Source organism: Saccharothrix isguenensis (assembly GCF_052936305.1).
Genome location: NZ_CP193626.1, coordinates 4,443,154 through 4,467,854, shown reverse-complemented (window position 1 = coordinate 4,467,854; position 24,701 = coordinate 4,443,154). Strand labels below are relative to the sequence as shown.

At 74.1% G+C, this 24,701-nt stretch carries 16 protein-coding genes; 10 read left to right on the top strand and 6 right to left on the bottom strand.

From position 1 onward, the window contains the following. Nucleotides 1–18: 18 nt before the first annotated feature. Nucleotides 19–3,384 carry a BTAD domain-containing putative transcriptional regulator gene (locus ACRAKI_RS20060; protein ID WP_447002038.1) on the bottom strand — a complete coding sequence of 1,122 codons (3,366 nt, stop codon included), beginning with the start codon at nt 3,382–3,384 and terminating at the stop codon, nt 19–21. A gap of 418 nt (nt 3,385–3,802) precedes the next feature. Here ACRAKI_RS20060 and ACRAKI_RS20055 point away from each other — a divergent pair, with 418 nt between their 5' ends. Both ACRAKI_RS20055 and ACRAKI_RS20050 read left to right on the top strand, forming a co-directional pair. Then, a complete protein-coding gene (locus tag ACRAKI_RS20055) occupies nt 3,803–4,717 on the top strand; it encodes an IS982 family transposase (RefSeq protein ID WP_447002037.1) in 915 nt (304 codons plus the stop codon). A gap of 52 nt (nt 4,718–4,769) precedes the next feature. Beyond that, entirely contained in the window at nt 4,770–6,068 is a 1,299-nt protein-coding gene (locus ACRAKI_RS20050; RefSeq protein ID WP_447002036.1) for a hypothetical protein, read from the top strand. Here the strand turns inward: ACRAKI_RS20050 and ACRAKI_RS20045 are convergent. From ACRAKI_RS20045 to eccCa, 5 genes are all read right to left on the bottom strand, one after another. Then, entirely contained in the window at nt 6,065–9,415 is a 3,351-nt protein-coding gene (locus ACRAKI_RS20045; RefSeq protein WP_447002035.1) for a BTAD domain-containing putative transcriptional regulator, read from the bottom strand. The genes ACRAKI_RS20050 and ACRAKI_RS20045 overlap by 4 nt on opposite strands. A 115-nt stretch (nt 9,416–9,530) precedes the next feature. Beyond that, the gene (locus ACRAKI_RS20040; protein ID WP_447002034.1) at nt 9,531–11,411 is read right to left on the bottom strand and encodes an Hsp70 family protein; all 1,881 of its coding nucleotides are present in this window, start codon (nt 11,409–11,411) and stop codon (nt 9,531–9,533) included. Nucleotides 11,412–11,540: 129 nt separating this feature from the next. Next, a complete protein-coding gene (locus tag ACRAKI_RS20035) occupies nt 11,541–12,041 on the bottom strand; it encodes a sigma-70 family RNA polymerase sigma factor (RefSeq protein WP_447002033.1) in 501 nt (166 codons plus the stop codon). Nucleotides 12,042–12,144: 103 nt separating this feature from the next. After that, nucleotides 12,145–13,302, bottom strand: a complete 1,158-nt coding sequence (locus ACRAKI_RS20030; protein ID WP_447002032.1) for a S8 family serine peptidase — start codon at nt 13,300–13,302, stop codon at nt 12,145–12,147. Beyond that, complete coding sequence (gene eccCa, locus ACRAKI_RS20025; protein WP_447002031.1) at nt 13,299–17,240, bottom strand: type VII secretion protein EccCa; 3,942 nt, start codon at nt 17,238–17,240, stop codon at nt 13,299–13,301. The genes ACRAKI_RS20030 and eccCa overlap by 4 nt, the downstream gene beginning before the upstream one ends. A 138-nt stretch (nt 17,241–17,378) precedes the next feature. Between eccCa and eccD the strand changes: the two genes are divergently transcribed. The 8 genes from eccD (at nt 17,379) to ACRAKI_RS19985 (ending at nt 24,701) form a co-directional block, all read left to right on the top strand. After that, nucleotides 17,379–18,806 carry a type VII secretion integral membrane protein EccD gene (gene eccD / locus ACRAKI_RS20020; RefSeq protein WP_447002030.1) on the top strand — a complete coding sequence of 476 codons (1,428 nt, stop codon included), beginning with the start codon at nt 17,379–17,381 and terminating at the stop codon, nt 18,804–18,806. A 112-nt stretch (nt 18,807–18,918) separates the two neighbouring features. Continuing rightward, a complete protein-coding gene (gene eccB / locus ACRAKI_RS20015; protein ID WP_447002029.1) occupies nt 18,919–20,253 on the top strand; it encodes a type VII secretion protein EccB in 1,335 nt (444 codons plus the stop codon). Nucleotides 20,254–20,280: 27 nt separating this feature from the next. Next, the gene (locus ACRAKI_RS20010; RefSeq protein ID WP_447002028.1) at nt 20,281–20,577 is read left to right on the top strand and encodes a hypothetical protein; all 297 of its coding nucleotides are present in this window, start codon (nt 20,281–20,283) and stop codon (nt 20,575–20,577) included. A 40-nt stretch (nt 20,578–20,617) separates the two neighbouring features. Beyond that, the gene (locus ACRAKI_RS20005; protein ID WP_447002027.1) at nt 20,618–20,908 is read left to right on the top strand and encodes a WXG100 family type VII secretion target; all 291 of its coding nucleotides are present in this window, start codon (nt 20,618–20,620) and stop codon (nt 20,906–20,908) included. Between the two features lie 88 nt (nt 20,909–20,996). Next, the gene (locus ACRAKI_RS20000) at nt 20,997–21,434 is read left to right on the top strand and encodes a hypothetical protein (protein WP_447002026.1); all 438 of its coding nucleotides are present in this window, start codon (nt 20,997–20,999) and stop codon (nt 21,432–21,434) included. 24 nt (nt 21,435–21,458) lie between these two features. Continuing rightward, nucleotides 21,459–23,978, top strand: a complete 2,520-nt coding sequence (locus ACRAKI_RS19995; RefSeq protein ID WP_447002025.1) for a hypothetical protein — start codon at nt 21,459–21,461, stop codon at nt 23,976–23,978. A 13-nt stretch (nt 23,979–23,991) separates the two neighbouring features. Then, the gene (locus ACRAKI_RS19990; protein ID WP_447002024.1) at nt 23,992–24,393 is read left to right on the top strand and encodes a YbaB/EbfC family nucleoid-associated protein; all 402 of its coding nucleotides are present in this window, start codon (nt 23,992–23,994) and stop codon (nt 24,391–24,393) included. Continuing rightward, nucleotides 24,390–24,701 (top strand): hypothetical protein, encoded by a 312-nt coding sequence (locus tag ACRAKI_RS19985; protein ID WP_447002023.1) that lies wholly within the window; start codon nt 24,390–24,392, stop codon nt 24,699–24,701. Before ACRAKI_RS19990 ends, ACRAKI_RS19985 begins: the two co-directional genes overlap by 4 nt.

The following is a 24,701-nucleotide window of genomic DNA, read 5'->3' as shown; positions in this document are numbered from 1 at the left end:
CGGGTGGCGGGCGGGCCGTCACCGCACCCGTCGCACGGCCCGCTGCACGTCGCGCACCGCACCGAACGCCGTGTACCCGTCGACCGCCTCCCTCAGCGCGTCCTGGGCCTCGACCCGGGCTCCGGCGGCTGCCAGCACCACGGCCAGGTCCTCCAGCGCCTCGGCCAACTCCACCGGCCGCCCGACCATCCGGTACCGCGCCACGGCGGCCCGCAGCGGCTCCGGGTCGGACAGCAGCAAGCCCCGGCTGCGCGCCTCGGCCGCGAACGCCCGCGCGGGCACCCGTTCACGGGCCGCCTCGTCCACGCACACCCGGTGGGCGCGCTCGGCCAGGTCCCGCGCACCCGCCGACAGGGCCGACCGCACCGCGTTGGGCATCCACTGGTGCCGCAGCGTCACGTGGCCCGGCCGGTCGACGAGCAAGGGCTCCAGGTGGCCGAACACCTCGGCCACGTCCGCGCCACCGCACTCGGCGACGAACGCCCGCGCGACGAGCAGGAAGTCCGCGTGCTCCTGGTCGGCCACCAGCACCATCGGCTGCTCCGCCACCGTCAGCAGGTGCGACCGCGCCTCGTCGAACCGGTCCCGCCGCGCCTCGATCAGCGCCGCCAGGCCCGGCACCAGCAGCGCCGCGCCGTGGCCCTGCATGCCGAGGTGGTTCACCACGTCGGCGACGTGACCGACCCCGGTCAGCGCGTCGTCCCACCGACCGGTCCAGAACTCGTGCACCGCGGTGCCCGCCCGCAGGAACGCCGCACTCGGACCCCGGCGCGCCCTCGCACGTGCCGCGCGCAGCGCCTGCCCCGCCTCCTCCAACCGGTCCAGGTTCTGCAGCGAGAACGCCCGGTTCTCCAGCAGCACGGGTCGCAGCTCGTGCACGTCCTGCGGATCGCCGATCATGGTCAGCGCGAGGTCGACCTGCGCCAACGCCTCCACGTGGTCGCGTCGGGCGGTGCTGATCTGCCACAGCACCCGCAGTGAGTGGCTCATGGCGAAGCCGTCGGCCGACTGCTCGGCCCGGCTGATGGCGTCGTGCGCGTACCACTCGGCGGTCTCCAGGTCGGCGAACCCGGACCGGTGGACGTCGGCCAGCAGCGCCTCCTGCCTGGTCCGGCAAGGCTCCGGCGTGGCCTCGTCCTCCACGGCGACCCGCAGCGTGCCCGCCGCCGCCTCGACCCGACCCTCACCGAGGTGGAGCATCGCCAGCACGCACCGCATCTCGGCGGCCAGGTGCGGGTCCTTCGTGCGGGCCAGCACGGCCCTGGCCTCGCTCTCCGGCCGCTTGCCCTGCCAGAACCTCAGCCACGCCGTCCACGACGTCAACCGGTCGCGCTGCGCCTCGGTCAGCGACGGCCGGTCGGCCGCGGACGTGACGAGAGCGACGGCCAGGTCCTGATCGGCGAGCATCACTTCGCGCACGTTGTCCGCCACCCACGCCGCGCTCCACGCGTCCATGACGTGCACGGACGCGGCGACGTGGCGGGCGATCCGCACGGCGGGCGCTCCCGCGTCGGCCAGCGCCTCGGCGGCCTGCCGGTGCAGCGCGGCGCGCACCGGCGGCAGCACGCCCTCGTACAGGCCGTGTCGCACGAGCGGGTACCGGAACGCGAACTCCGCGCCCGACTCGACCAGCACGCCCGCCGACATCGCCTCCTGCACCGCGGCGACCAGGTCCGACGGCGCCCGGCCCAGCACGACGGCGACGTCGCCGATCGCGAACTCCATGCCGAACAGCGCCCCGGTGCGCAGCACCTCGATCGCGTCAGCGGACAGGAAGTCCAGGCGGTCCGCGGGCACGGCGTCGGCCGACCACGTCCGGTCGGCGTCCTCGTCCACCAGGTCGGCGATCCCGGCACGCACCCGCACCACGTCCCGGCCCAGCAGGTCGTCCACGGCGCTGATCGCGTACGACGGGTTGCCCCCGGCCTGCGCGAGCAGCCCGCGCAGGCCTTCGGACGGTTCGGCGGCCAGTCGGCGCGCGACCAGCTCCACCAGGTGTTCCTCGGCCAAGGGCGCCAGCCGCAGCACCTCGCCACCGGAACCGCGAACGGCGTCGCGCACCCGGTCCAGGTCGTCGCGGCGCGGCACCGGTCGACACGTGCCGACGAGCAGGAGCGGCAAGCGGTGCGCCAGCCGCACCAGCCGGTGCCACACCAGGGCGCTCGCACCGTCCACCCAGTGCAGGTCGTCCACCGCGAGCACCAGCGGACCGTCGTCGCACAGCTCGGCGACCAGGTCGACCAGTCGGCCGACGGCTTCCGGCTCGGGGTCGGCCCCGCCCGCCGCGATCAGCGCCTCGGCGACTTCCGCGCGCCGCGGGTCCGTCGACGTGGTGGTCACCTCCAGGCAGTCCAGCAGCACCCGCAGCGGGAACCTCATGCCCAGCTCGTCGGCCTCCGCCCACGCCACCCGGTGGCCCCGCCTCGCGGCCTCGGCGAGCAGCACGGCCAGCAGCGCCGACTTGCCCAGTCCCGGCTCGCCCTCCACCCACACGCTGCCGCCCCGCCCGGCCGCGAGGTCGTCCACGGCCCGGCGCGCGACGTCCAGCTCGGGCTGCCGGCCGGTGACGCTCGGCGGCGCGGGCGGCTTGCGCACCGGGATGGTGGCGCGCAGCGGCGCGGCCGGCGCGACCATGCCCTGGAGCAGCCGCTGGTACGCGGCGAGCAGCTCGGCGCCGGGCTCGATGCCCAGCTGGTCCACCAGCAGCCGCCGGGTGTCGCGGAAGACCTCCAGCGCCTCGGCGTGCCTGCCCGCGCCGTGCAGGGCGGTCATGAGCAGCGCCCGCAGGCCCTCGCGGAGCGGGTGCTCGGCGGCCGGCGTCGTCAGGTCGGAGACGACCTCCGCGTGCCGCCCGAGTTCCAGGGCCAATTCGGCACGGCGTTCCACCGTCACGAGCCGCAGTTCGTCCAGCCGGGCGCGCTGTGCTCGGGCGAACCGGCCGGGCACGCCGGCCAGCGCCTCACCGCGCCACAGCGCCAGCGCCTCGTCCAGCTCCTTCACCGCCGCGCCGGCGGCCATCGACGCGGCGCGCCGCCGGTGGGCCTCGAAGCGCGCCACGTCGGTCGACTCCGGGCCGAGCCGCAGGGAGTAGCCGGAACCGGTGGAGACGAGGACCGCCGGAGTCGACCGTGCCGAGCGGTGCGGTTCGAGCAGTTTGCGCAGGCCGGAGATGTAGGTGTAGATCGACGCCTCGGCGTTGGCCGGCGGTTCGCCGCCCCACACGGCGTCGACCAGGTCGTCCAGCGGGACCGGTTGGCCGGCGCGCAGGGCGAGGACGGCGAAGACCGCCCGCCTGCGGGCGGCGCCCAGGTCGACTTCGGCTCCACCCAGGAACACCCGCACGGGTCCGAGGAGTTCCGCGGACAACGGCTCAGCAGGCGACATGGCTCGTCCCCGGGATCGAAGGCGGACAAGGCGGTGAGGGGTGGGCCCGAGCGTAACTACCTTGTGCGCGGCCAAGATTAACATCAGGTGGCGACCTCGGTCCGGTAGCGCCATCGCCCCTCGTTCGGGACGGGGTGTGGCCGGGAGCACTGCGAATCGGATCCATCGGGCAGGGCACGGCGCGCGATCGGGCACGGGGCGCTCGCGTCTTCGGCGCTTCGGGCAGAACCCGGGCGCTCGACGGGCACAGTCCGCTGTGGGCGGCGATCAGGGCGTCCGGTTGACCTATGTTCGGCGGAAACCCGCACGCGGTGGTGCGCCGCGACGTCGTGCGGCGGTGATCCGTTGTCCGTCTAGATGATTGATTCCAAGGGGTAGGCACCTGGAGATGTGGGGCGAGGGTGTCGATGTACGGGTTGTGACGACCGACATTGACACCCTCGCGACCGCACTCTATGTCAGAACCGACGACCTATTGAGGGACGCGCCGCACCTCGCGCCGTGGCGTCCGAAGGTCGGCCTGCGACCCCGCCTGACCGACGCGGAGTTGGTCACCCTGGCGGTGATGCAGGCCCTGCTCGGATTCACCTCCGAGGCCCGCTGGTTACGCCACGCCCGCGCGCATCTAAGGCATCTGTTCCGCTACCTGCCCCTACAGCCCGGCTACAACAAGCGGCTGCGCAAGGCGTCCGGCCTGGTCAAGGCGGTCATCCGGCTGTTGGCCGTCGACACCGCACTGTGGACCGACGACGTGTGGGTGGTCGACTCCACGCCGGTGGAGTGCGGCCGGTCGCGGGAGACCACGCGACGCTCCGACCTGGCCGGATGGGCCGAGTACGGTTACTGCGCTTCGCACTCCCGCTTCTTCTGGGGCCTGCGGCTGCACCTGGTCTGCACCCTGGGCGGCCTGCCGATCGCCTTCGCGTTGACCGGCGCGAAGGCCGACGAACGCACCACCCTGCTCGGTATCCTCGACGCCGACCCGACGCTCGCGGTCGAGCGTCCCGGCCAGGTCCTGATCGCCGACCGGCAGTACTACGGCCGCGACTTCGAACACGCCCTGGCCGACACCGGCCTCCGGCTGCTGCGCCCGGCACGCAAAGGCGAAGCCGAACGGCCCGGCGCAGCCCTGTTCAAACCACTGCGCCAGACCATCGAGTCGATCAACCAGACCTTCAAAGCCCAACTCGACCTCGAACGACACGGCGGACGCACACCCACCGGGGTCATCGCCCGCGTCCTGCAACGCATCCTCGCCCTGACCGCCGCCATCTGGCACAACGACCACACCGACCAGCCGATCAAGCGCTCCCTGACCGCCTACGACCACTAACCCTTGGAATCAATCATCTAGGAGACCAGATGTGCCCAGTGGTCGACGCCGCATGAGCGTGTCGCGTCGGGGGGTGCGCTCCACCCCGGTCCTGCCGCCGGTCCGCGCGGGCCGGGGTCTGCGCGCGTCGGGGCGGGACGTCGTGGTGGAGCGGGTCGGGGAGGCGGTCGTCGTGCGCCCCGCCCGGCGCCGCGACCCGGCGCTGCGGGAGTTGGCGGGAGCGCTGCCCGCTGTGCCGGCGTCGGTCGTGGTCACCGGGCGCCAGGTGCTCGACAAGGTGGTCGACGTCGTGACCGCCGCGGCGGAGCGCGGGTTCGGGGAGGTGCGTCTGGTCGGTGACGAGGGCTTTCCGGACGCCGCTCCGGCCTGGTGGCGTCGGCTGGCCGAACGTGCGGACGTGACGCTGCTCGTGCCGTCCGGGGCCGTCACGCTGGTCGGGACCACCCTGTTCGTGGCGGGTGGGCGGGGTCGGTGGACGCGGTACGCGCCGGGCGAGGCGGACCGCGCCCTGGGGCCGCGGCATCCCGAGCCCCGGTGGCAGGAGTCGCCGCCGCCGGAGTCCTCCGCCGTCCACGGTGACCTGGTCGTCGAGCACATCCCGGCCGGGGTGCTGCTGCGCCCCGGGGTGTCCGCGTCCGGCTCGGAGTGGCACGCGGTGCCGCCGGACCCGTGTCGGCTCACCGTGGTCGCGGGGGTGCCGGGCGGCGCGCCGGTCCGCGCCGACGACGTCGCCGCGTACCTGGCGACCCTGCCGGTCGAAGTGGCGGCGACCGCACGCCTGGTGTGCGGGAGCGGGCAGGAGGTGGTGGCGCTGGGACGTGCCGTCGCCGGGATGCTCGGCACCGCCGTCACGGTGGTGGAGGGGAGGCCCGTCGTGCGCGACGGCCGCGTCGAGTTCCTGCTGCACTCCGCCGGCCGGCCGGCGTGGACGCCGTTCCTCCAGGAGATCCGGTGCCTGGCAGGAGGGAGGTCCGCGGTGCCGTTGCGCTGGCGTGCGCCGCACCCGGACCTCTCCGCTTGCGGGCCTGGGGTGTTCCGGGTGACCGACGGCTGGGTGGTCGGCGTGATGCGCAGCGGTCTGTGGGTGCGACGGGCCGATCGGGCCGGGTTCCCCGTGCCCGTCGGAGCGGCGGTGGACCCGGCGGTGGTGGTGGTCGCCGTCGGAGATCCCGGTGAACCCCTGCCGGACGAGGTGTGGACGGTGGTGTCGGTCCTGCTGGACCGGCTGGACGGAGCCGTGCTGCGCCGGGTTCGGCTGTCGGTGCTCGGCGTGCCGGGCGAACGCGGTCGGGCGGCGGCGGGTGAACTGGCGCGCAGCAGGGGGATCGGGCTGCGCCCGCTCCCCGGCTAGGCCCCCGAGCCGGGACGACGTCGGACGCGGCGCAGGTCCCAGCGGGCGCCCAGGCGCCGGTATCCCGCTTCCACCTCGGCCGAAGCCTCGGCGCTGCGGTCGTGGTCCGTGGCCGCGAGGTCTTCCAACGCCGCCAGCCGTTCCACCACGCGGCCGACCGATCCGTGGTGGTCGGCGACGGCCGCGATCGCCTCCGCATCACCCGTGACCAGCGCCCGGCAGTGGGCCGACGCCGCGGCGGCGCGGGCCGGGGTCACCTCCGCGGCGGCCTCGCCCTCGGCCACCTCCACGGCTCGGCGCGCCACGTCGTCGTCACCGGTCTCCAGCGCGAGTCGCACCACGAGCGGGAGCCACTGGTGGCGCAGGACCATCGGCGCTTCGCACGGGCGCAGCAGGGGCGTCAGCAGCCGGACCGCTTCGTCGGGCGCGCCCCGGCGTTCGGCCGCCAGAGCGGTGGCCACGAGCAGGAAGTCGGCGCTGTCCCGCTCCGACCCGGTGAGCGCGGTGGGCGACTCGACCGCGTCGAGGTGCACCCGGGCGTTGTCCCACTCGTCACGGCGGATCGAGATGAGCGCCGACAGGCCGTGCAGCAGGACCCGGCCGGGCCCGCTTTCCCGGATGCCGTAGAACGCCGTGCCCGGCGAGTCGCTGTTCACCCCGCTCATCTCGACCAGCGCGCCCTCCCAGTCGCCCGACCAGTAGCGCAGCACCGCCGAGGGGATCGCCATCCCGGCCGGCAGCCCGTGGTCGGCGATCACCTGGCGCGCCCGGCGCAGGGTGAGCGCCGCGTCGTCCAGCCGGTCCAGGTTCTGCAACGTGAAGGCGCGGTTGTCCAGCAGGTCGCACCGCGCCGGGGCCAGCGCGGGGTCGTCGTCCACCAGGGCCAGCGCCTCGTCCACGCGGTGCAGCGCGCTCTCGTGGTCACGGCGGACCGATGCGGCGAACCACCTGTTCTGCAACGCGTACGCGGCGGCACAGGTGTCGCCGGCGGCCGTTGACCGGCCGTGGGCGCGTTCGGCGCAGGCGTCGAGATCGGCCGGATCCGCCAGGGTGCCGCGGTGCAGGTCCGCGATCAACGCGTGGTGCCGGATGCGCCAGATCGCCGAGGTGCCGGGCACCCGGACGGCGGCCTCCAGCACGGCGACGGCGCCTGCCGTGTCGCCCTGGCGGTGGCGGGTGCGCGCGAGCAGGTGGCGTGCCTCGGCGGCGTCGTCGGGGCCGATGACCCCGGCCAGCGCGTCGGCGGCCTCCGCGCGCAGGTCGTGCCCGAGGCGGAACAGCGCCCGGAGCAGCACCATGGCCAGCGCGGTCCGGTCCGCCCCGTCGACCAGCCCGGTGGCCAGGAGCCTGCGCAGCAGGTCGATCGTGGGCAGCGGCGCGCGTTCCACCGCCTCCTCGCGGTGCGCCACCAGCCAGCCGGCCACCCACGCGTCCACCGTCGCGGACTCCAGGTGCTCCACGATCCGCTCGACGGGAGCGCGGGCGCCGGCCAGGGCCTCGGCGGCCTCGCGGTGCAGCGCCGTCCGGAGCGACTGCGGCACCCGTCGGTACACGGCCCACCGCACGAACGGGTGGCGGAACGCCAAGTGGTCCTCGGACACGACCACCAACCCCGCGGCGACCGCCTCGTCCAGCACCCGCAGCAGGTGCACGGGGGACCGCCCGGTCACCGTCGCCAGATCCGTGACGGCGAACCGGGCGCCCAGCAGCGCGGCGGACCGCAGCACTTCCCGGGCGTCCTGGGACAGGTCGTCCAGCACGGTCGTGCCGTCGCGGAGCCGGTCGAGCGCGCCGCCGTCGTCCAGTCGGGCCTCGCCGTCGACCACCCGCAAGCCGCCGTCGCGCCACACCATCCCGGTGACCTCCACCGCGTACCGGGGGTTCCCGGCCGCCGACGACGCCAGCGACCGCAGCGCCGGTCCTCGCGTGGCGCCGACCATCGCTCCGACCAGGTGCTCGACATCGCCCTGGGGCAGAGGTCCGAGCCGCAGCAGCAGACCGTTCCCGTTCTCCACGCCACGTCGCGGCCGGGCCAACCGGTCACGTGACCCGGTCGGCCTGGTGGCGCCGACCAGCAGCAGGGGCAGGTGCCCGGTGGCCGACACCAGCCGGTCCCAGAACAGCAGGCCGGCGTCGTCGACCCGGTGCAGGTCGTCCACGACCAGCACCAGCGGCGCGGTGGCGCACAGCTCGGCCACGTACCCGAGCAGCTCGTCCACCGGCGCCGTGCGGTTCCAGCCCTGCCGGGCCGCCGGGGCGCGCAACCGCGCGGCCAGCTCCGCGCGCCTGCGGTCACGGGACCTCGGGGTGACGTCCAGCGCGTCCAACACCGCCGCCAGCGGGAACCGGTCGCCCATCTCGTCGGCGACCGCCCACGCCAGGTGGTGCGGGCGGTCGTCGGGCCGGACCAGCGCGGCGGTCAACAGCGCCGACTTGCCGATGCCCGACTCCCCTTCGACCCACACGGCCCGTCCCCGGCCGTCGAGCACCCCGTCCAGCGCGCCGGTCAACGCCGCCAGCTCCGCGGCGCGACCCGACAGCGCACCGGTCGTGACACGCGGCGGTCCGACCCGAAGCACCTCGACGTCGCGCTGCGACGGGCCGGCCAGCATGAGCTGGTGCAGGTCGCGCAGGTCGCGCCCCGGCTCCACGCCCTCCGCCGCCAACGCCGAGCGGGCCGTGCGGAACGCCTCCAGCGCCTCCGCGTGCCGCCCGCCGCGGTGCAGCGCGCGCATCAGCAGCTCGTGCAGCGACTCGTCCAGCGGGTGCCGGCGCACCAGGTCGGTCAACTCGGGGACCAGACCGGCGTGCTCGCCCAGCTCCAGCCGGGTCCGGGCACGCAGGACGACCGCTTCGAGGCGCTCGCCCTCCAGCCGGCGGCGGGCCTGCTCGGCGAACGGGCCGCGCACCCCCGCGTACGCCTCACCGGCCCACAGCGCCAGACCCTCGTCCAGCAGCGCGACCGCGCCGCGGAGGTCACCGGCCGCGTGCCGCTGCCGGGCCTCCCGGCGGCACCGGTCGAACACGGCGCTGTCCAGCGACTCCCGGTCCAGCCGCAGCGAGTAGCCGTGCGCGTCCGACACCAGCAGGTCGCGGGCCGGACCCAGCGCCCGCCGCAACCCCGAGAGGTACGTGTGGAGGTTGCCCGTCGCGCTCGGCGGGACCTCGCCACCCCAGACGCCGGCGATCAACGCCCGCCGGGGGACCGGTCGGCCGGGCTGCGCCGCGAGCACCGCGAGCACCGCCTGCCGGCGGTTCGAGCCCAGCGGCAGCTCGTGCTCGCCGGACCACGCCCGTACCGGTCCCAACACCTGGACCCGCAGGGGGAAGCGCCCCGACTCCGACACGGCTCCTCCGATCGACGACACCCACCGGCCCCACCGCACGTGCGACAGGACGGGCTGTTCAACCGCATCGTCATCCTCGCACCGGTCGGGATCCGGACCCGTGCCGCGGATCGGCTCAGCCCAGGTCGGCGCACGGCGTCGAGTCCGGGTCACCCGCTGCCCCCGCGACCCACCGGACGTGTCCGAACGTGGCGTCCAACCGGCCCGAGGTGGCGACGAGGAACGGCGTGGTGACCTTCCGCACGTCGAGCCCGGCGGCGGTGAAGCACTTGATCGGGACCTTGAGCGTCCGCTGGACGTCGACCGGGAGGCGTCGGAGGAGCGAGGTGGCGTCGAGCTCCGCCGCACACGGGTAGCCGCAGTGCACGGAGAGAGCCGTGGTCGCGGTCGGCGGCTGGTGCACGACGATGTCGACGACCAGGGCGCCGTCGGCGTAGGGGCCGAGGTCGGAGCCGCCGTCGGTGTGCTGGAGGTACAGCTGTCCGGACGCGGCGCCGCTCCAGTTCACCCGCAGACCGCCCGGACCGTCGGGGGCGGCGGAGATCGAACCGGTCGCGGCCGTGCGGTCGTCGCCGATGGACGTGCCCGCCCAGCCGTCCACGGAGGTGGCGAGCATGGAGCGGTACGACACCCCGTCACGGCCGGTGTACACGTCCAGGCCCGGTCGCGCCATGACCGACTGCCGAGCGGGAACCGCCGGGGGCGCGGTCGTGGTCGGCGCGGTGGTGGTGGCGGGAGCAGTGGTGGACGCGGTGGTCGTGGTGGAGGCCGTCGTGGTCGAACCGGACGTGGAGCCGGTGGTGGTCGACGTGGTGGTGGAACCCGCAGCCGGGACGTCCGCCCTCGCGTCATCCGGCGGCTCGCCCGCGGCCAGGACGACGACTGCCGCGGTCACGGCCACCACCACGGCGACCGCCATGGCCGGCACCAGCCGGCGGGGTCTCGCGGCCGGGCCGGTGACGGACCGCGCCGGCGCGGAGGCCGACCGGGCGATCACGGCCGCGCCGAGGGCGACGGTGAACTTGGGGTGCAGGCCGACCCGGACGGGCTTGCCGAAGGCCTCGGACACCATCTGGGGCACGAGGGGGATGCGCGACGACCCGCCCGCGAGCAGCACGCCGGTCAGGTGCCGCGGTTCCAGCCCGGCCGAGACGAGGGTGCGTCGCAGAACCTCGATGGTCTGCGCCACCGAGGGCCGGATCATCTCGTCGAACTCCCGCCGGGTGACGGTGACGGTCCGCGTGCCGTCCTCGGTGGGGACGGCGACCGTGACGTCGGGCTCGCTCGACAGGCCGACCTTCGCCTGCGCGCACAGGGCTCGCAGCACGTCCGCGTCGGCCGTGAGGGCCGGTCCGCCGACGTGGGAGAGGAGGGCTTCGTCGAAGTCGATGCCGCCGAGTCGTTCGATTCCTTCGGGTGTGCCGAGGATTTCCATGCCGGTGGTGGTGGCGCGGAGGATGGTGGCGTCGAAGGTGCCGCCGCCGAGGTCGTAGACGGCGATGGTCTCGCCGGTGCCGAGTCGTCGTTCGACGGTGTAGTGGGTGGCTGCGGCTTCGGGTTCGGTGACGATGTGCGCGCCGGGCAGACCGGCCAGGCGGACCACCTCCTCGAACTGTTCCCGGCGGTACGGTCCCCAGACCGCGGGGCAGGTGAGGACGATGGTGTCCGGTGGCGTGCCTTCCTGGGCGGTGGCGAGGGCGACGACGTCACGGAGCTGCGCGGCCATCAGCGCCTCGGGCGAGTAGGCCGTGCCGCCGATGACGATGGGCGTCGGGTCGCCGAGCCTGCGCTTGTGCCCCCGGGACACCCGGGTCGGGTCCGTCGACGCTTGGCCGGCCGCGGCGACACCGGTCAGCAGCTTCCCGTCCGGGCCGGCGAACACCACCGAGGGGGCGACCACGTCGGGGCCCAGCGGCAGCATCCGCGTGCCGGTCTTCTCCGACACGGCTGCCGCCGTGAACGTGGTGCCGAGATCGACACCGAGTCCGTACCCCACTGTGGACACCCCTCTCGACGTGTAGTGGCGTTCCGCCACAAGGGATACACCGTGCCGGGGGTCGGGACGTCCCCGCTGCCCCTTCGTCCGGACGGTGGTGCCCGTTCGTGCTCCCGAGTGCGACCGGGGTCACGCGGCTTCGAGCGCGGAGGGCTCCGGCAGGGTCTGGCGCAGCGTCCGCAGCGCCTTGTGCACGCGGCTCTTCACGGTGCCGACCGGCACGCGGAGCACCTCGGCGGCGCCGGCGGCGGTGCGGTCGGCGAAGTAGACCTCCACGACGGTGGCGCGGTGCGGCGACGGCAGCACGTCCAGCACCGAGTCGACGACCATCCGGTTGAGCACGTCGTCGCTCGACTCCCGCACCACGGCGAAGTCGCCCTCGGGCATCTCGACCTCGGTCGGCCGCGCGCGGCGGCTGCGGTGCTGGTCGACCACGATGTTGTGGGCGACCCGCAGCAGCCAGCCCCGGACCGAACCCCGGTCCTCGGTGAGGCGTTCCTGGTTCCGCCAGGCCCGGACCCAGGTCTCCTGCACGACGTCCTCGGCGCGGTGGCGGTCACCGGTGAGCCTGCTCGCGTAGGCGAGCAGCGCGGAGCCGTGGGCGCTGACGATGGTCTCGAAGGCGGACATTCGCGTTCCTCCCGTTGTGCGATTTCCCTTGATCAGGGTCGCGTTCCGGGACGCTGGGGTCGGTGGGACAGACCCTCCGCTCGCACGGGCTTTCCCGATTCCTTCAGCGGGCTTCCCCCGCGGCAGGGGTAGGGCTTCCCCCAGCGCGGCGGCGTCCGAGCGCCACCAGGGCGCCGACGGCTCCGAGCAGGAGCGCCGCGCCGAGCAGGGCCGCGGTGAACCGGAGCGCCCGACGCGCCGGGGCCGCGTCCGGTCGGGTCGGCAGGGGGACTTCCAGCCGCTCGGCGACGGGGTCGAGGGCGGGGTGGCCCCGCGGCAGCACCGCGGTCACCGCCGTCACCGGGTCCACGATGCCGTGGCCGACCACCGGGTCGGGTGCGCGGCCGGAAGGGCGGTCCGCGGTGGCGAGCAGTCGGCCGACGACTTCCGGGGCGGTCAGGTCGGGGTGGTAGTCGCGGACCAGCGCCGCCGCGCCGGCCACGTACGCCACGGCCAGTTCCGGCGCGGAGCCCACCCGGTGCCCCTCGCCTCCCGGTGCGATGCCGACCAGACCGTCGGCGGGCGCGGCCAGCGCGGGTTCGGCGCCGAACGGGGTGGTCCGCACCGCACCGTCCGCGCCGACGGGCGCCACCGCCACCACCCCGGGCAGGGAGGCCGGGTACGACCGGTTCCCCGCCTCCCCGGTGGCTGCGGAGGCGACGACGACAACGTCGCGCGCCACCGCTTCGGCGACCGCCGCCCGCAGCGCCGCGTGGTCGACCGCCGTGACCAGGCCGACCGCGATCACCCGCGCGCCGCCGTCCACCGCCGCCCGGACGCCCGCCGCCAGCCGGGCGGGGTCGACCTCGGCCGGGTCGTCGGTCACCCGCACCGGGATCACCCGCGCACCCGGCGCGACCCCCGCGAACGGCGAACCGTCCCGGGGGCGTGCGGCCAGCAGGCCGGCGAGGAACGTGCCGTGGCCGGAGCAGTCGACGGTCGAAGGTCCGCCGCCGACGTCGGCGCCGGGCAGCAGCGCACCTTCCAACGCGGGCGCGGTCGCGCTCACACCCGTGTCGACCACCGCCACCCGCACGGCTCCCTCGGTCAGCGGCCAGACCCGGGAGGCGGCGATCCGGCGTTGGGCCCAGGACTCGGTGTCGATCGGCTCCTCCTCGGCGGGAGCGCACTGCGCGGCGGCCCGGGCGGGCGGGATCGTCGTGAGGCCCAGCACCAGGCCGATCACCACGCCGACCACCAGGGCGTGCCGGCCCGCCCTCACGGCTCCTCCGTCCAGCCGACTTGGAGGCCGGTGGCGTCGCGGCGGGTCACGAGCACGGCCCGTCCCGGTGGCAGTTGACGGCCGCGGACGCCGTTGAGCAGCGGCATCTCGTTCGGCGGCATCGACAGCGCCAGTTCCGGGGTGTTCGACTCCTGGAGCCTGCGCACGACCGCGTCCATCGACGTGCGGCCCGAACCCGCCGCGGCGCGCGACAGCACGACGTGCAGGCCGATGTCACCCGCCTGCGGCAGCAACTCGACGAGCGGGTCGAGGGGGCCGCCCATCGCACCGGTCAGCAGGTCGTAGTCGTCCACCACGACGAACACCTCCGGGCCGGACCACCAGTCCCGCTCGCGCAGGCGGCTGGGTGGGATGTCGGCGCCGGGCACGCGCTGCTTCAGCTCGGCCGCCACCGGGCGGATCAGCTCGGCCGCGGCCGAGGTGGACACGGCCACGCCGCGCCGGTACGCCTCGGGAACGCTGTCGAGCAGCGTCCGCCTCGGGTCCACGACGACGACCTGCGCCTGTTCGGGGGAGTACACCCGCGGGATGGCGGCGGCGAGGAGCCGCAGCACGGCGGTCTTGCCGCTGCCCGTGTCACCGAGCACGGTGAGGTGCGGTTTGGCGGCGAAGTCGTGCCACACCGGCAGCAGGTCCAGTTCACCCGCGCCCAACGCGACCCGCGGTCCGCGCTCCGGCGCGGGGAGCCGCCCGGCGGGCAGCACGGACGGGAGCATCCGCACCACCGGCGCGTCGGGCCCCGTCCAGCTCTCCGCCACCGCCTGCACCAGTTCACGCGTCGCCTCGGCCAGCCCGTCGACGCCGGCCCGGCCGTCCACCCGCGGCACGGCGGCGAGGAAGTGCAGCTTCTCGGGCGTCAGGCCGCGGCCGGGCGAATTCGGCACCTGCGCCGCCCTGCGCATGTCGATCACCGAGTCGATCGCGTCACCCAGGCGCAGCTCCAGCCGGGTGCCGAGCTGGTCGCGCAGTCCGCTGTGGATGTCCGACCAGCGACCGGCCGTCAGCACCAGGTGGACCCCGTAGGACAGGCCGCGCTGCGCCAGCTGCCGGACGGTCTGGTCGTGCTGCTCGAAGTCGGCCCGCAGGGAACCCCAGCCGTCCACGACGAGGAACACGTCACCGTGCGGGTCGTCGGCGAACTCGCCCGCCGCCCGGCGCTCCCGGTAGTCGGCCATGCCTTCCACGCCGTGCTCGGCGAACACCCGTTCGCGGTGCGCGAGCACGCCTTGCACCTCGGCGATCGTGCGGGCGACCCGCTCAGCCTGCATCCGGTTGGACACCCCGCCGACGTGCGGCAGACCGTCCAGGGCGGACAGCGTGCCGCCGCCGAAGTCGAGGCAGTAGAACTGGACCTCGGCCGGCGTGTGGGTGAGCGCGAGCGCGGTGATCAGGGTGCGCAGCACCGTGCTCTTGCCCGCCTGCGGCCCGCCCGCGATGCCGACGTGGCCGCCGACCCCGGAGAGGTCGACCAGGTGCAGGTCCCGGACCTGGTCGAACGGCTTGTCGACCACGCCGACCGGGACGATCAGCGCGCCGTGAGCGGATCGTCCCGCCGCCACCAGGCCCAGGTGGGGGTCGGGCACCAGCGGTGGCAGGAGCTGGTCGAGCGACGGCGGCGCGCCCAGCGGCGGCAGCCACACCTGGTGCGCGGGCGCGCCCCGGCCGAGCAGCCGGTTCACGGCGACGTCCAGCACGGAGTCGCCGGTCTCGGTGGTGACCTCGGCGGGCTTGGGCTCCGGTGCGGCCACCCGCGGCAGCCGGGAGACGCCGAACGGCACGACCTGCCGCCGAACCTCTTCCTGGCGCTGTTCACGGGTGCGCCTGCGGTGCTTGCCGGAGACGTAAGCCGCCTTGAAGCGCACCAGCGTGGCCACGTCGCTGCGCAGGTAGCCGTTGCCCGGCGCGCTGGGCAGCTGGTAGGCGTCCGGCACCCCGATCACCGAACGGCTCTCCATCGCGGAGAACGTGCGCAGGCCGATCCGGTAGGACAGGTGGCTCTCCAGCTTGTGCATCCGCCCGTCGTCGATGCGTTGGCTGGCCAGCAGCAGGTGCACCCCGAGCGAGCGGCCGAGCCGGCCGATCATGACGAACAGCTCGGCGAAGTCGGGATTGGCCGCCAGCAGCTCGCTGAACTCGTCCACGATCACCACCAGCGTCGGCAGCGGGTCCAGCGGCGTGCCGGACTGGCGGGCCCGCTCGTAGTCCAGCAACGAGCTGTGGTTGCCCGCCGAGCGCAGCAACTCCTGCCTGCGCACCAGCTCGCCGTGCAGGGCGTCCTGCATGCGGGTGACCAGCGGCGCCTCGTCGGCGAGGTTCGTGATCACCGCCGAGGTGTGCGGGAGCCGGTCCAGCCCGAGGAACGTCGCGCCGCCCTTGAAGTCGACCAGGACGAAGTTGAGGATCTCCGGGGAGTGCGTCATGGCCAGGCCGAGCACGAGGGTGCGCAGCAGCTCGCTCTTGCCGGAGCCGGTCGCGCCGATCAGCAGCCCGTGGGGTCCCATGCCGCCCTGCGCGGACTCCTTGATGTCCAGCTCCACGGTCGAGCCGTCCTCCGCGACGCCCAGCGGGATGCGCAACCTGTCCCGGCCGGGCGTCATGCGCCACAGTGTGGTCGGGTCCAGCTCGTCCAGGTCGGCCACGCCGAGCAGCCGGGGCAGGTCGAAGTCGGCGACCATCGACTCCGAGGTGTCGGTGGTCCCGCCCAGCCGGTAGGGGGAGACGGCGCGGGCCAGTGCCGCCGCACGAGGGCGGCTGAGCAGGTCGGGCTTGCACAGTGCGGTGCGGACGGCCTGGCCGGTGCGGTCGGTGCGCACCATGTGCACCTGCTCGGCGGTGACGTCCAGGCGCAGCCTCGACCGGCCACCGGTCCCGCCCAGCCCGCCGGAGACGTCGAGCACGACGGTGTTGCGGTAGCCCGCACCCGCGAGTCGCGCCTCCACCGGGGCCTCGACGCCGTCGAGCACCACCACGACGTAGGGCTCCTCGCGGCTGGGCGCGACACCCGCCTCGAACCGGGCGCGGGAGGCCAGTTCCGTCTCCAGCAGCTCGGTCAACTCGTCCACGCCGTCGGCCAGCAGTCGCGCCTGCCCGGCCCCGTCCTGCTCGGTGGGGTGCTGCGCGTGTGGCAGCCACTTCACCCAGTCCCAGTGCTCGGCCCGGTCCGCGCTCGCGCACACGGCCACCCGCAGGTCCTCCGGCGAGTGGAACGTCGCCAGCTGCGCCAGCACGGCCCGCACCACGCCCCGCACGGCCTCCTCGTCGCCGCTGAACCGGACCTGGGCGAAGCCGCGCAGGAACAGCGCGGTGGGCTGGTTGGCGACGGTGGTGTAGGCGTTGATGAACCGGCGCAGCGCACGCGCCGACAGCGGCTCCAGGTCGGACACCGGTTTGGTGCTCAGCGGTGTCATGGTCATCGCCAGCCGCTGCGGACCGACCCCGATGCGCACCTCGGCGAAGTCCGCGTGCGCGGCGCGGCGTTCCCACAGCCGGTTCGTCATCGCCACCGACCACAGCCCCGACGGGTCCGGGTGCCGCCAGGCCAGCGCCGTGCGCTGCCGCTGGGCCACCGAACGCACCTGCGCCCTGGTCTGGCCCAGGTAGCGCAGGTAGTCGCGGCGCTCGCCGCGCATCCGCCTGCGGCGCTCCGCACCGCCGCGGCCGGCCTGGCTGAACACCATGCCGAGCATCATCAGACCCATCATCGCGGCCATGCCGAGGCTCATCCCCATGTTCGAGCGCCCGAACATGAAGACCATCATCACCGCGCTGCCGAGCGCCATCGGCACCATGAGCAGCAGTGGGCCGAGGCCACCGCCGACGGTCTCCGGCAACACCGGCGGCTCCTGGAGCGACAGCTCGCCGCCCGGCATCTCCGGCGGTTGCTCACGCCCCTGCCTGCGGAACAACGTCGTGGTCATCGCGCTCGGCTCCTTCGGTCTGGTCCCGCCCCTACGCGGTACACGTGCGGCGGCCCGTCCGGGGGTTCACCGGAGGTCCGGGAGACCCGTGCGCCGGACGACGCGAACCTTCCGCGTGCCCGGAGCCGTGGTCGAGGCATGGCCACCAATCCGACCGCGGCGCCCCCGGCGACCGCAGTGACCGCGGGCTCCGGTGAGATGTGCAGGCTCGCCATCTGCGGGCCGACGTCCCGGGTGGAGCTCGCCGTCCCCGCCCACGTCCCGATCGCCGACCTGATGCCGACCGTGCTCGGCCACCTCGACCCGTCGCTGGCCACCAGCGGACTCGGGCACGGCGGCTGGGTGCTGCAACGCCTCGGCGAACCACCGCTGGACGAGGACCAGGGCACGGCCGCGGCCGGGCTCTACGACGGCGACCTGCTCCACCTGCGACCACGTGACGACCTGCTGCCGATGGTCGACTTCGACGACCTCGTCGACGGCGTCCACACCGGACTCTCCCGGCGCGAGGACAGGTGGCGGCCCGCGCTGACCCGCCGCACGTGCGTCGCGCTGGCGGGGGTGTGCGCGGTGCTGGCCGTGGTGGTCGCCGCCCTCGCCGGCTCCGGGACGGCGGTGGCGATCGGCGCCGGCGCGCTCGCGTGCGGGCTGCTCGGCGGTGCCGCCGCCCTGGCCCACGCGGTCGGCGACCGCACGTCCGCGGTCGTCTTCGGCGCGGTGTCCGTGGTGTCGGCGGCGGTCGCGGGCCTGGCCGTGCCGGCGGGCGCTGCGCCGCCGGGGGAGTGGACCACCGGGCCGGGCGTGCTCGCGGCGGGTGTCGCCGTCGCCGTGGCCGCCGCGGCGGTGCGAGCGGTGGCCCGCGTGGCGACGTCGGCGTTCCTCGCGGTGTCGGCGGCCGGCGCGTTGACCGCCGTGGGTGGGGCCATCGCCGCGTTCACCGACCTGGGCGGCACGGCCGCGGCGGCGATCGTGCTCACCGTGGCGCTGCCGCTGACCAAGGTCGTGCCCACGGTGGCCACCCGCATGGCGGGCCTCGCCGTGGAACCCGTGCCGACGACGACCGAGGAGTTCCAGCAGGGCCTCGACCCGCTGCCCAGCGGTGACGTGCTCGACCGTGCGGACCGCGCGGACGCCCACCTGACCGCGTTCCTGGTGGCGCTGGGAGCACTGCTGGGGGGAGGCCTGGTCGTGGTCGCCCTCGGACCCGTGTGGGACGGCGCCGCGTTCGCCGGGGTCGTGTCGGTTGTCCTGCTGCTGCACTCGCGGGAGCTCACCGGCACCTGGCACCGGCTGTCGGCGCTCGCTCCCGGAGTGGTCGGCCTGGTCGTCCTCACCGGCGTGTGGGCCGACCGGTGGGGCCCGACGGGGTGGCTATGCGTCCTCTGTGGACTGTTTCTGCTGGCGACGGCTGCGGTGGCGGGAGCGCACGTGCTGCCCGGCCGCAGGCTGGTGCCCCGCTGGGGCCGCTGGGGTGATCTGGCGCACTGGGCGTGCGCGCTTGCCGTGGTCCCGCTCTTGTTGTCGCTGACAGGCGTGTACGGCGCGCTCCGGGACGCCTTCGTCTGAACCCGCCGCGCGAAGTCGTGGCGAGGCGAACCGCCGGGGCGTGAACCCCGGCGAGACCCGGCGACGTGCCACCAGTAGACGCCCGGAAACCCGATCGGAGAGGACGGAACCCGTGTACGACAGGCGCGAGCAGGTCCAGGCGCACTCCTTCCTGGTCGGCAGGCTCGACTCGGCGGTGCTGCGCGCCGACCCGGACGCGGCCGAGCGGCCGGTGCGGCGGACCTCCACCGGGGTGCTCGGCGGCATCGCGATCGCCGTCCTGGTGGTCGCGGGCGTGCTGGTCGCGGGCCTGCTCACCGGCAAGGGCGGCGACAAGTGGCGCGAGCCGGGCGCGCTGGTCGTCGACGAGGACACCGGCAACCGGTACCTGCTGGCCGGCGGAAGGCTGCGGCCGGTGCTGAACTACGCCTCCGCGCGGTTGGCACTGGGCAAGGACCTCAAGGTCGTCAAGGTGGGCGCCGACGACCTCGCCGGCACGCCGCAGGGCGCCCCCGTCGGCATCCTCGGCGCGCCGGACTCGCTGCCCTCCGCCGGTGGCGCACCGCCGTGGACGGCCTGCGCGACCACCGCGAAGAGCGGCCCGGGGATCGCCCTGACCATCGGCCAGGCGCCGGGGGTGCGCGAGGCGCCCGCCGACCGGGCCGTGCTGGTGCGTGCCGCCGGCGAGCTGCACCTGGTGTGGCGCGACCGCAGGTTCCGCGTCACCGCCCCGTGGGCGCCCCGAGCCCTGGGCCTCGACCCGGGCACCGCGCTGGAGGTCGACGAGACGTGGATCACCGTATTCGCCGCCGGACCCGACCTCGGCGCGCCGAAGCTGCGGCGGGGTGGCGCGGGACCCGTCGTCGGCGGCCGGCCCACGACCTCGGGGCAGCTCGTGTCCGTGCCGGACGCCGTGGGCGCGGCGGACTTCGTGGTCGCGCCGACCGGCCTGGTGCCGGTCACCGCCACGGTGGCCGCCCTGGTCGCCGCCGACCCGGACGCCGAACGCCTGCCGGTGCTGGAGATCACGCCTGCCCAGCTGGCCGGTCAGGCGGTGCTGCCCGCGCCGTCGTGGCAGGCCGAACTGCCGCCCGAACCACCGTCACCGGTGGCGCTCGACGGCGATTCCGCGTGCGCGCGGTGGGCGGGCGACACCGCGACCCTGGTCGTCGCACCGCCTCCGGCGGGCCCCGCTCGCACCGCCGGCCAACCCGGCGTGACCCGGGACGGCCGGACCGCCGACCGGGTCGAGATCACGCCCGGCTCGGGCCTGCTCGCCCGCACCCGCGCCGCGCCGGGCGTGCCCGGCGTCGGCGTCCACCTGATCACCGAATCCGGTGCCAAGTACCCCGTGGCGAGCGCGGACGCCGCCGCGGCCCTGGGCCTGCCGGTCGACTCGGCGACGACGGTCCCCGCGGACCTGCTCGCGCTGCTGCCGACCGGGCCCGTGCTCGACCGCATCTCCTGACCCGTCACCCGATCCGAGGAGAAGACCGTGTCCCGCTACGCATACGACGACGCGACCCTGCTGTCCATCATCAACGCCACCCGGACCGCGGTGGACAACATGACCACCGTCAACTCGCGGGTGCTCGGCATCGCGGGGCAGCTCCCGAGCGTGAACAACTCCACGTCCGGCATGAAGCTGTCGATGGCGCTGTCCGACTGGAACAGCAACTTCGGCCGCGTGGTCACCAACCTGAACCTGCTCAACGAGAAGGCCAACGGCCTGTTGCAGGCCAACCGCGCCACCGACAACGAGGCCGACAGCGGCGCGAACGCCGCCGGCTGATCCGCCCGACCCGCGAACCCCACCACCGGAAGGACCGACCATGACCGCGTTCGACATCGACAACAACGGCTACCTCGAACTCAACGAGCAACTCCTGATGCACGTCAAATCGGTCGGCGAGATCCTGGACGGCCTCAACACCGTGCTGAAGGGCATCACCACCGCCACGGACGGCAAGGCCACGCCCCTGTGGCTCGACCTCCAGACCCAGTGGAGCACCGCCTACCAGCAGATGGCGGAGAAGCTCAACATCAACACCCTGTCCTCGATCAACGTGCACGAGATCTTCGGCAACGGCGACAACCGCGGCGCGCGGATCATGCTCAGCTGAACGCCCGCGGCGTCGGGGTCCACTGTGGAGCGATCAGTGGACCCCGACGCGCCCCGCGCGCCCCGATCGATCCCGGAGGAGGACGGCGATGACCGACAAGATCACGTTCGACGAAGCCATGTACGACAAGCTGATCGCGGTGCTCGACGAGCTGGAGCAGGGCCTGCTGCACAAGGCCACGAGCTCCGGCCCGGTGCCGCTCAACAGCGACTTCACGGTCGTCCCCGGCTCGCCCGAGTGGAAGCCCGCCCTCGACCTGCTCAACAAGGGCAAGGAGTTCGGCGGCTCGGTGGAGGAGAAGACCGAGTCGCTCCGCCAGGCCCTGGTGAAGTTCCGCAACGCCCTGAAAGCGGCGAAGGGCGTCTTCAAGGACACCGACGACCTCGCCGACTACGACATCAGCAGCTTCATCGCCGAGTACCCGGACTTCCAGCTCGGCAGCATCGGCGGTCCGGGCGCGGGCGGGTCCGGAGGCGGCCCCGGGAATGGGCCGGAGGGCAACCCCGGCCACGGCGACGAGAAGTAGCAGCGGAACCGGAAGGAGAACACCATGGCGCCGCCGACCGCTCCACCGAGTGGGGACTACGCCCGCGCGACGTTCGAGCAGATCCTTCACGCCGTCACCGGGTACGGCGCCGACCTGCACGGTTTGGCGGACATCTCGGGAGCGGCGGGGAACGACGGCTGGTTCCAGTTCGCCCAGGACTTCTCCACCGCGAACATGTCCTACCGGGCCTGGGACGTCCACTACTTCGGCGTCAACTACAACCAGGCCGCGTTCCGGAACTGGGTCGCGGCGGTCACCGAGATCGAGCAGGTGGCGCAGCAACTCGCCGCCGGCAGGCTGGGCATGATGGACGTCCCCCGCCTGTGGGACGCCAAGCGCGCCGTCGACACGTACGTGTCGTGGCTCGACGGCGGACTGGAGACGACCAAGGCCTGGGCGTCCCGCATGGACACCGACGACTCCGCGTTCAAGGGCAAGGCCGCGTTCGCGATCAAGGTCAACCTGGAGGCGCTGGCGTTCACGTTCAACGACCTCCGCGACCAGATCATGGAGGACCGCAAGCCCGCCACGCCCACCGCGCTCGGCGACAGCGCGGAGGCGTTGGGGCGGTTCGGCCAGGCGATGGCGTACGTGTGGTGGGAGTCGAACACGTTCCTGTTCAACGCCGCCCACGACGCCGCGACCGCGATCAGCAGCAGCGTCATGGACCACCTGCGCAACTCCGGCCTGTTCGTCAGGTACAAGGACGCCGAGTACAGCGACCAGCGCTACTACGTGCTCGACGACTTCGGCAGCCGGGCCGACGCCGAGCAGTACATCAGGGAGACCATGTCCCGGTACTTCTCGACCAGCGCCGGCCAGACGCCCCTGCCGCCGGGGTTCCCGCAGCTGGTGGGCGACATCTCGACCAAGGGCTTCTGGGACTCCGTCAACGCCGCCATCAGCACCTACTTGCGCAACGAGCTGGCGAAGCTGGACACCAAGGCGCGGGAGGAGTTCGCCCGGCTCACCGAGGTCCACAACCGCGCCACCCGGTCGCTCGGCGACCTGAAGACCACGCCACCCCCGACCGTCGGCAGCAAGCCGCCGAGCTTCGGCGGCGGTGGCGGTGGTGGTGGTGGCGGTAATGGGCCGAGCTTGGACGACATCCTCGGCAACGGCAACGGCAACGGCAACGGAGGTGACGGCGACGGGAAGGGCGAAGGGCGAGGCGAGGGCCAGAACGAGCAGAAGTTCACGATCGAGTACGAAGGTCCGCCCGACCCGAAGGACCCGGAAGGACCGCCCAACCCCGAGGGCGCCAACGAGGAGCTGAGGAACGCCTTCTTCAAGACCGAGGGCGACGGCACTGGCTCCGGCAGCGGCTTCGGTGGTCCTGGCGGCGGCTCAGGCGGCAGCGGCAACGGCTTCAGCGGTCTGGGCGACGGCTTCGGTGAGGGTTTCGGCGGTTCGGGTTCCGGCGGTCTGGGTTCCGGCGGTCTGGGCTCCGGCAACGGCCAGAACTTCCTCGGCGGCAACGGCGGCCTCGGCAACGGCGGACTCGGCGACGGCCTGAACGGTCTGGACGGTCCCGGTGGTCACGGCGATCAGGGCGGTCAGGGTGGCCAGGGCAGCGGGATTGGGGCCATGCCGCTGCTGCCGGCCTTCCGGCTCGGCAACCCGGGGAACCCGGGGAACCCGCAGGACGAGGAGCGCAGGAAGTCCGGCAACGGGAATGGCGCGTTCGACGACCTCGATCTGCCCGGCAACGGCAACGGCATCGGAATGGGGAACGGCAACGGCATCGGGAACCCGCTGCCGGGCCTGGACGACATCGACGGCTGGTCGCCGACGCCCACCCCGGACAAGGCCCCGCTGCCCGACAATCCGCTGCCCGACCTGGGCTCCGACGGCGGGATGCGGTTCGGCCCCGGCCTCGGTCCCGGGCAGCCTCCCACCGGCTCGCTGCTGGACGCCCCGCTGGTCGAGGCCCCGCGCCTGCCCGACGACGACCGGGACGGCGCCGGCGCGGGCACGTTCGCCAGTGCGGGCCTGGAGGGCTTCAGCCCGCCGCGCTCCGGGCTGGACGGCTTCGGCTCGGGCACCGGCACGGGACAGGCCGGTGTCGACGTTCCCGGCTCGGGCAAGGACGGCTTCGGCGGTCCCGGTCCAGGCTCGGGGCAGACCGGTTTCCTCGCCGGCTCGCCGGAGGGGCACACCGATCCGTTCGGCCGCGACAGCGGCGGCCTCACGAGTCAGGCGAACCCTTCGGGCACCGGCAGCCGTGATGACAGCAGAGGGGGCATGCCGTTCATGCCGCCGATGATGGGCGGCATGGGTGGCCTCCAGGGCAACCAGCAGCAACAACAGGAACGCGAGCGCCAGACCTGGTTGTCCGAGGACGAGAAGGTCTGGGGCACCGACACCGGTGTCGGCCTCGGCGTGATCGGCAGGCCCGACGCCGAGGACGTCGAAGCGGACGAGGTGCTCGTCCCCACCCACGTCCACGTCCGCTCCGCCGCACCGCGGGACCGGGCGACCGGTGCCGGTCAGGGCCGTACCGCGGACAGCACCACGAGCTGAGGAGGAGGAGCGGATGTCGATCCCGCTGCACAACGAGATGACGGCGGCCCTCGCGGACCTGCGGGAGCAGCAGGGCCGCATCGCGGAGGCGCTGACCAGGCTGAACTCCGCCGAAACCACCGTGACCAGCGACGACCGGCTCATCCAGGCGACCGTCGACGGCCGGGGCAGGCTCACCGGCCTGAAGTTCTCCGGCCGGCGTTGGCGCGACCTCGCCCCGCACGAGTTGGCGGCCCGGCTCGTCGAGGTGGTCGACCGCGCCCAGGACAAGGCGGCGGAGCAGACAACGAGCCTGATGTCCGGGCTGGTGCCCGCCGGGTTGGACCCCGAGCGGCTGGTGGGTGGCGGGCTCGACCTCGACGGCCTGTTCGAAGCGGCGATCGAGGACGTCACGGCGGGCAGGTGGGCGCGGTGAACGACCGGATCACCGTGGACGTCGACGCGCTGCGGCGCGGCGGGGTGGACGTCGAGGCGACGGCCCGGCTGGCGATCGCGATCTGCAACGACCTCATCGGCTCCACCCTCGCGTACGGCAACGCGGGTGGCACCGGCGAGATGGGGGAGATGTTCGACAAGAACTACGTCCCCACCGCCGAGCGGGCGGTGAAGTTCCTCGGCCTGCTCAACGAGACCCTCGGCGGTGCGAGCGACCGGACCGTCGAGACGTCCCGCTCCTTCGAGGACGCAGTCGGCGACGCCAACACCGTTACCGGCAAGATCTAG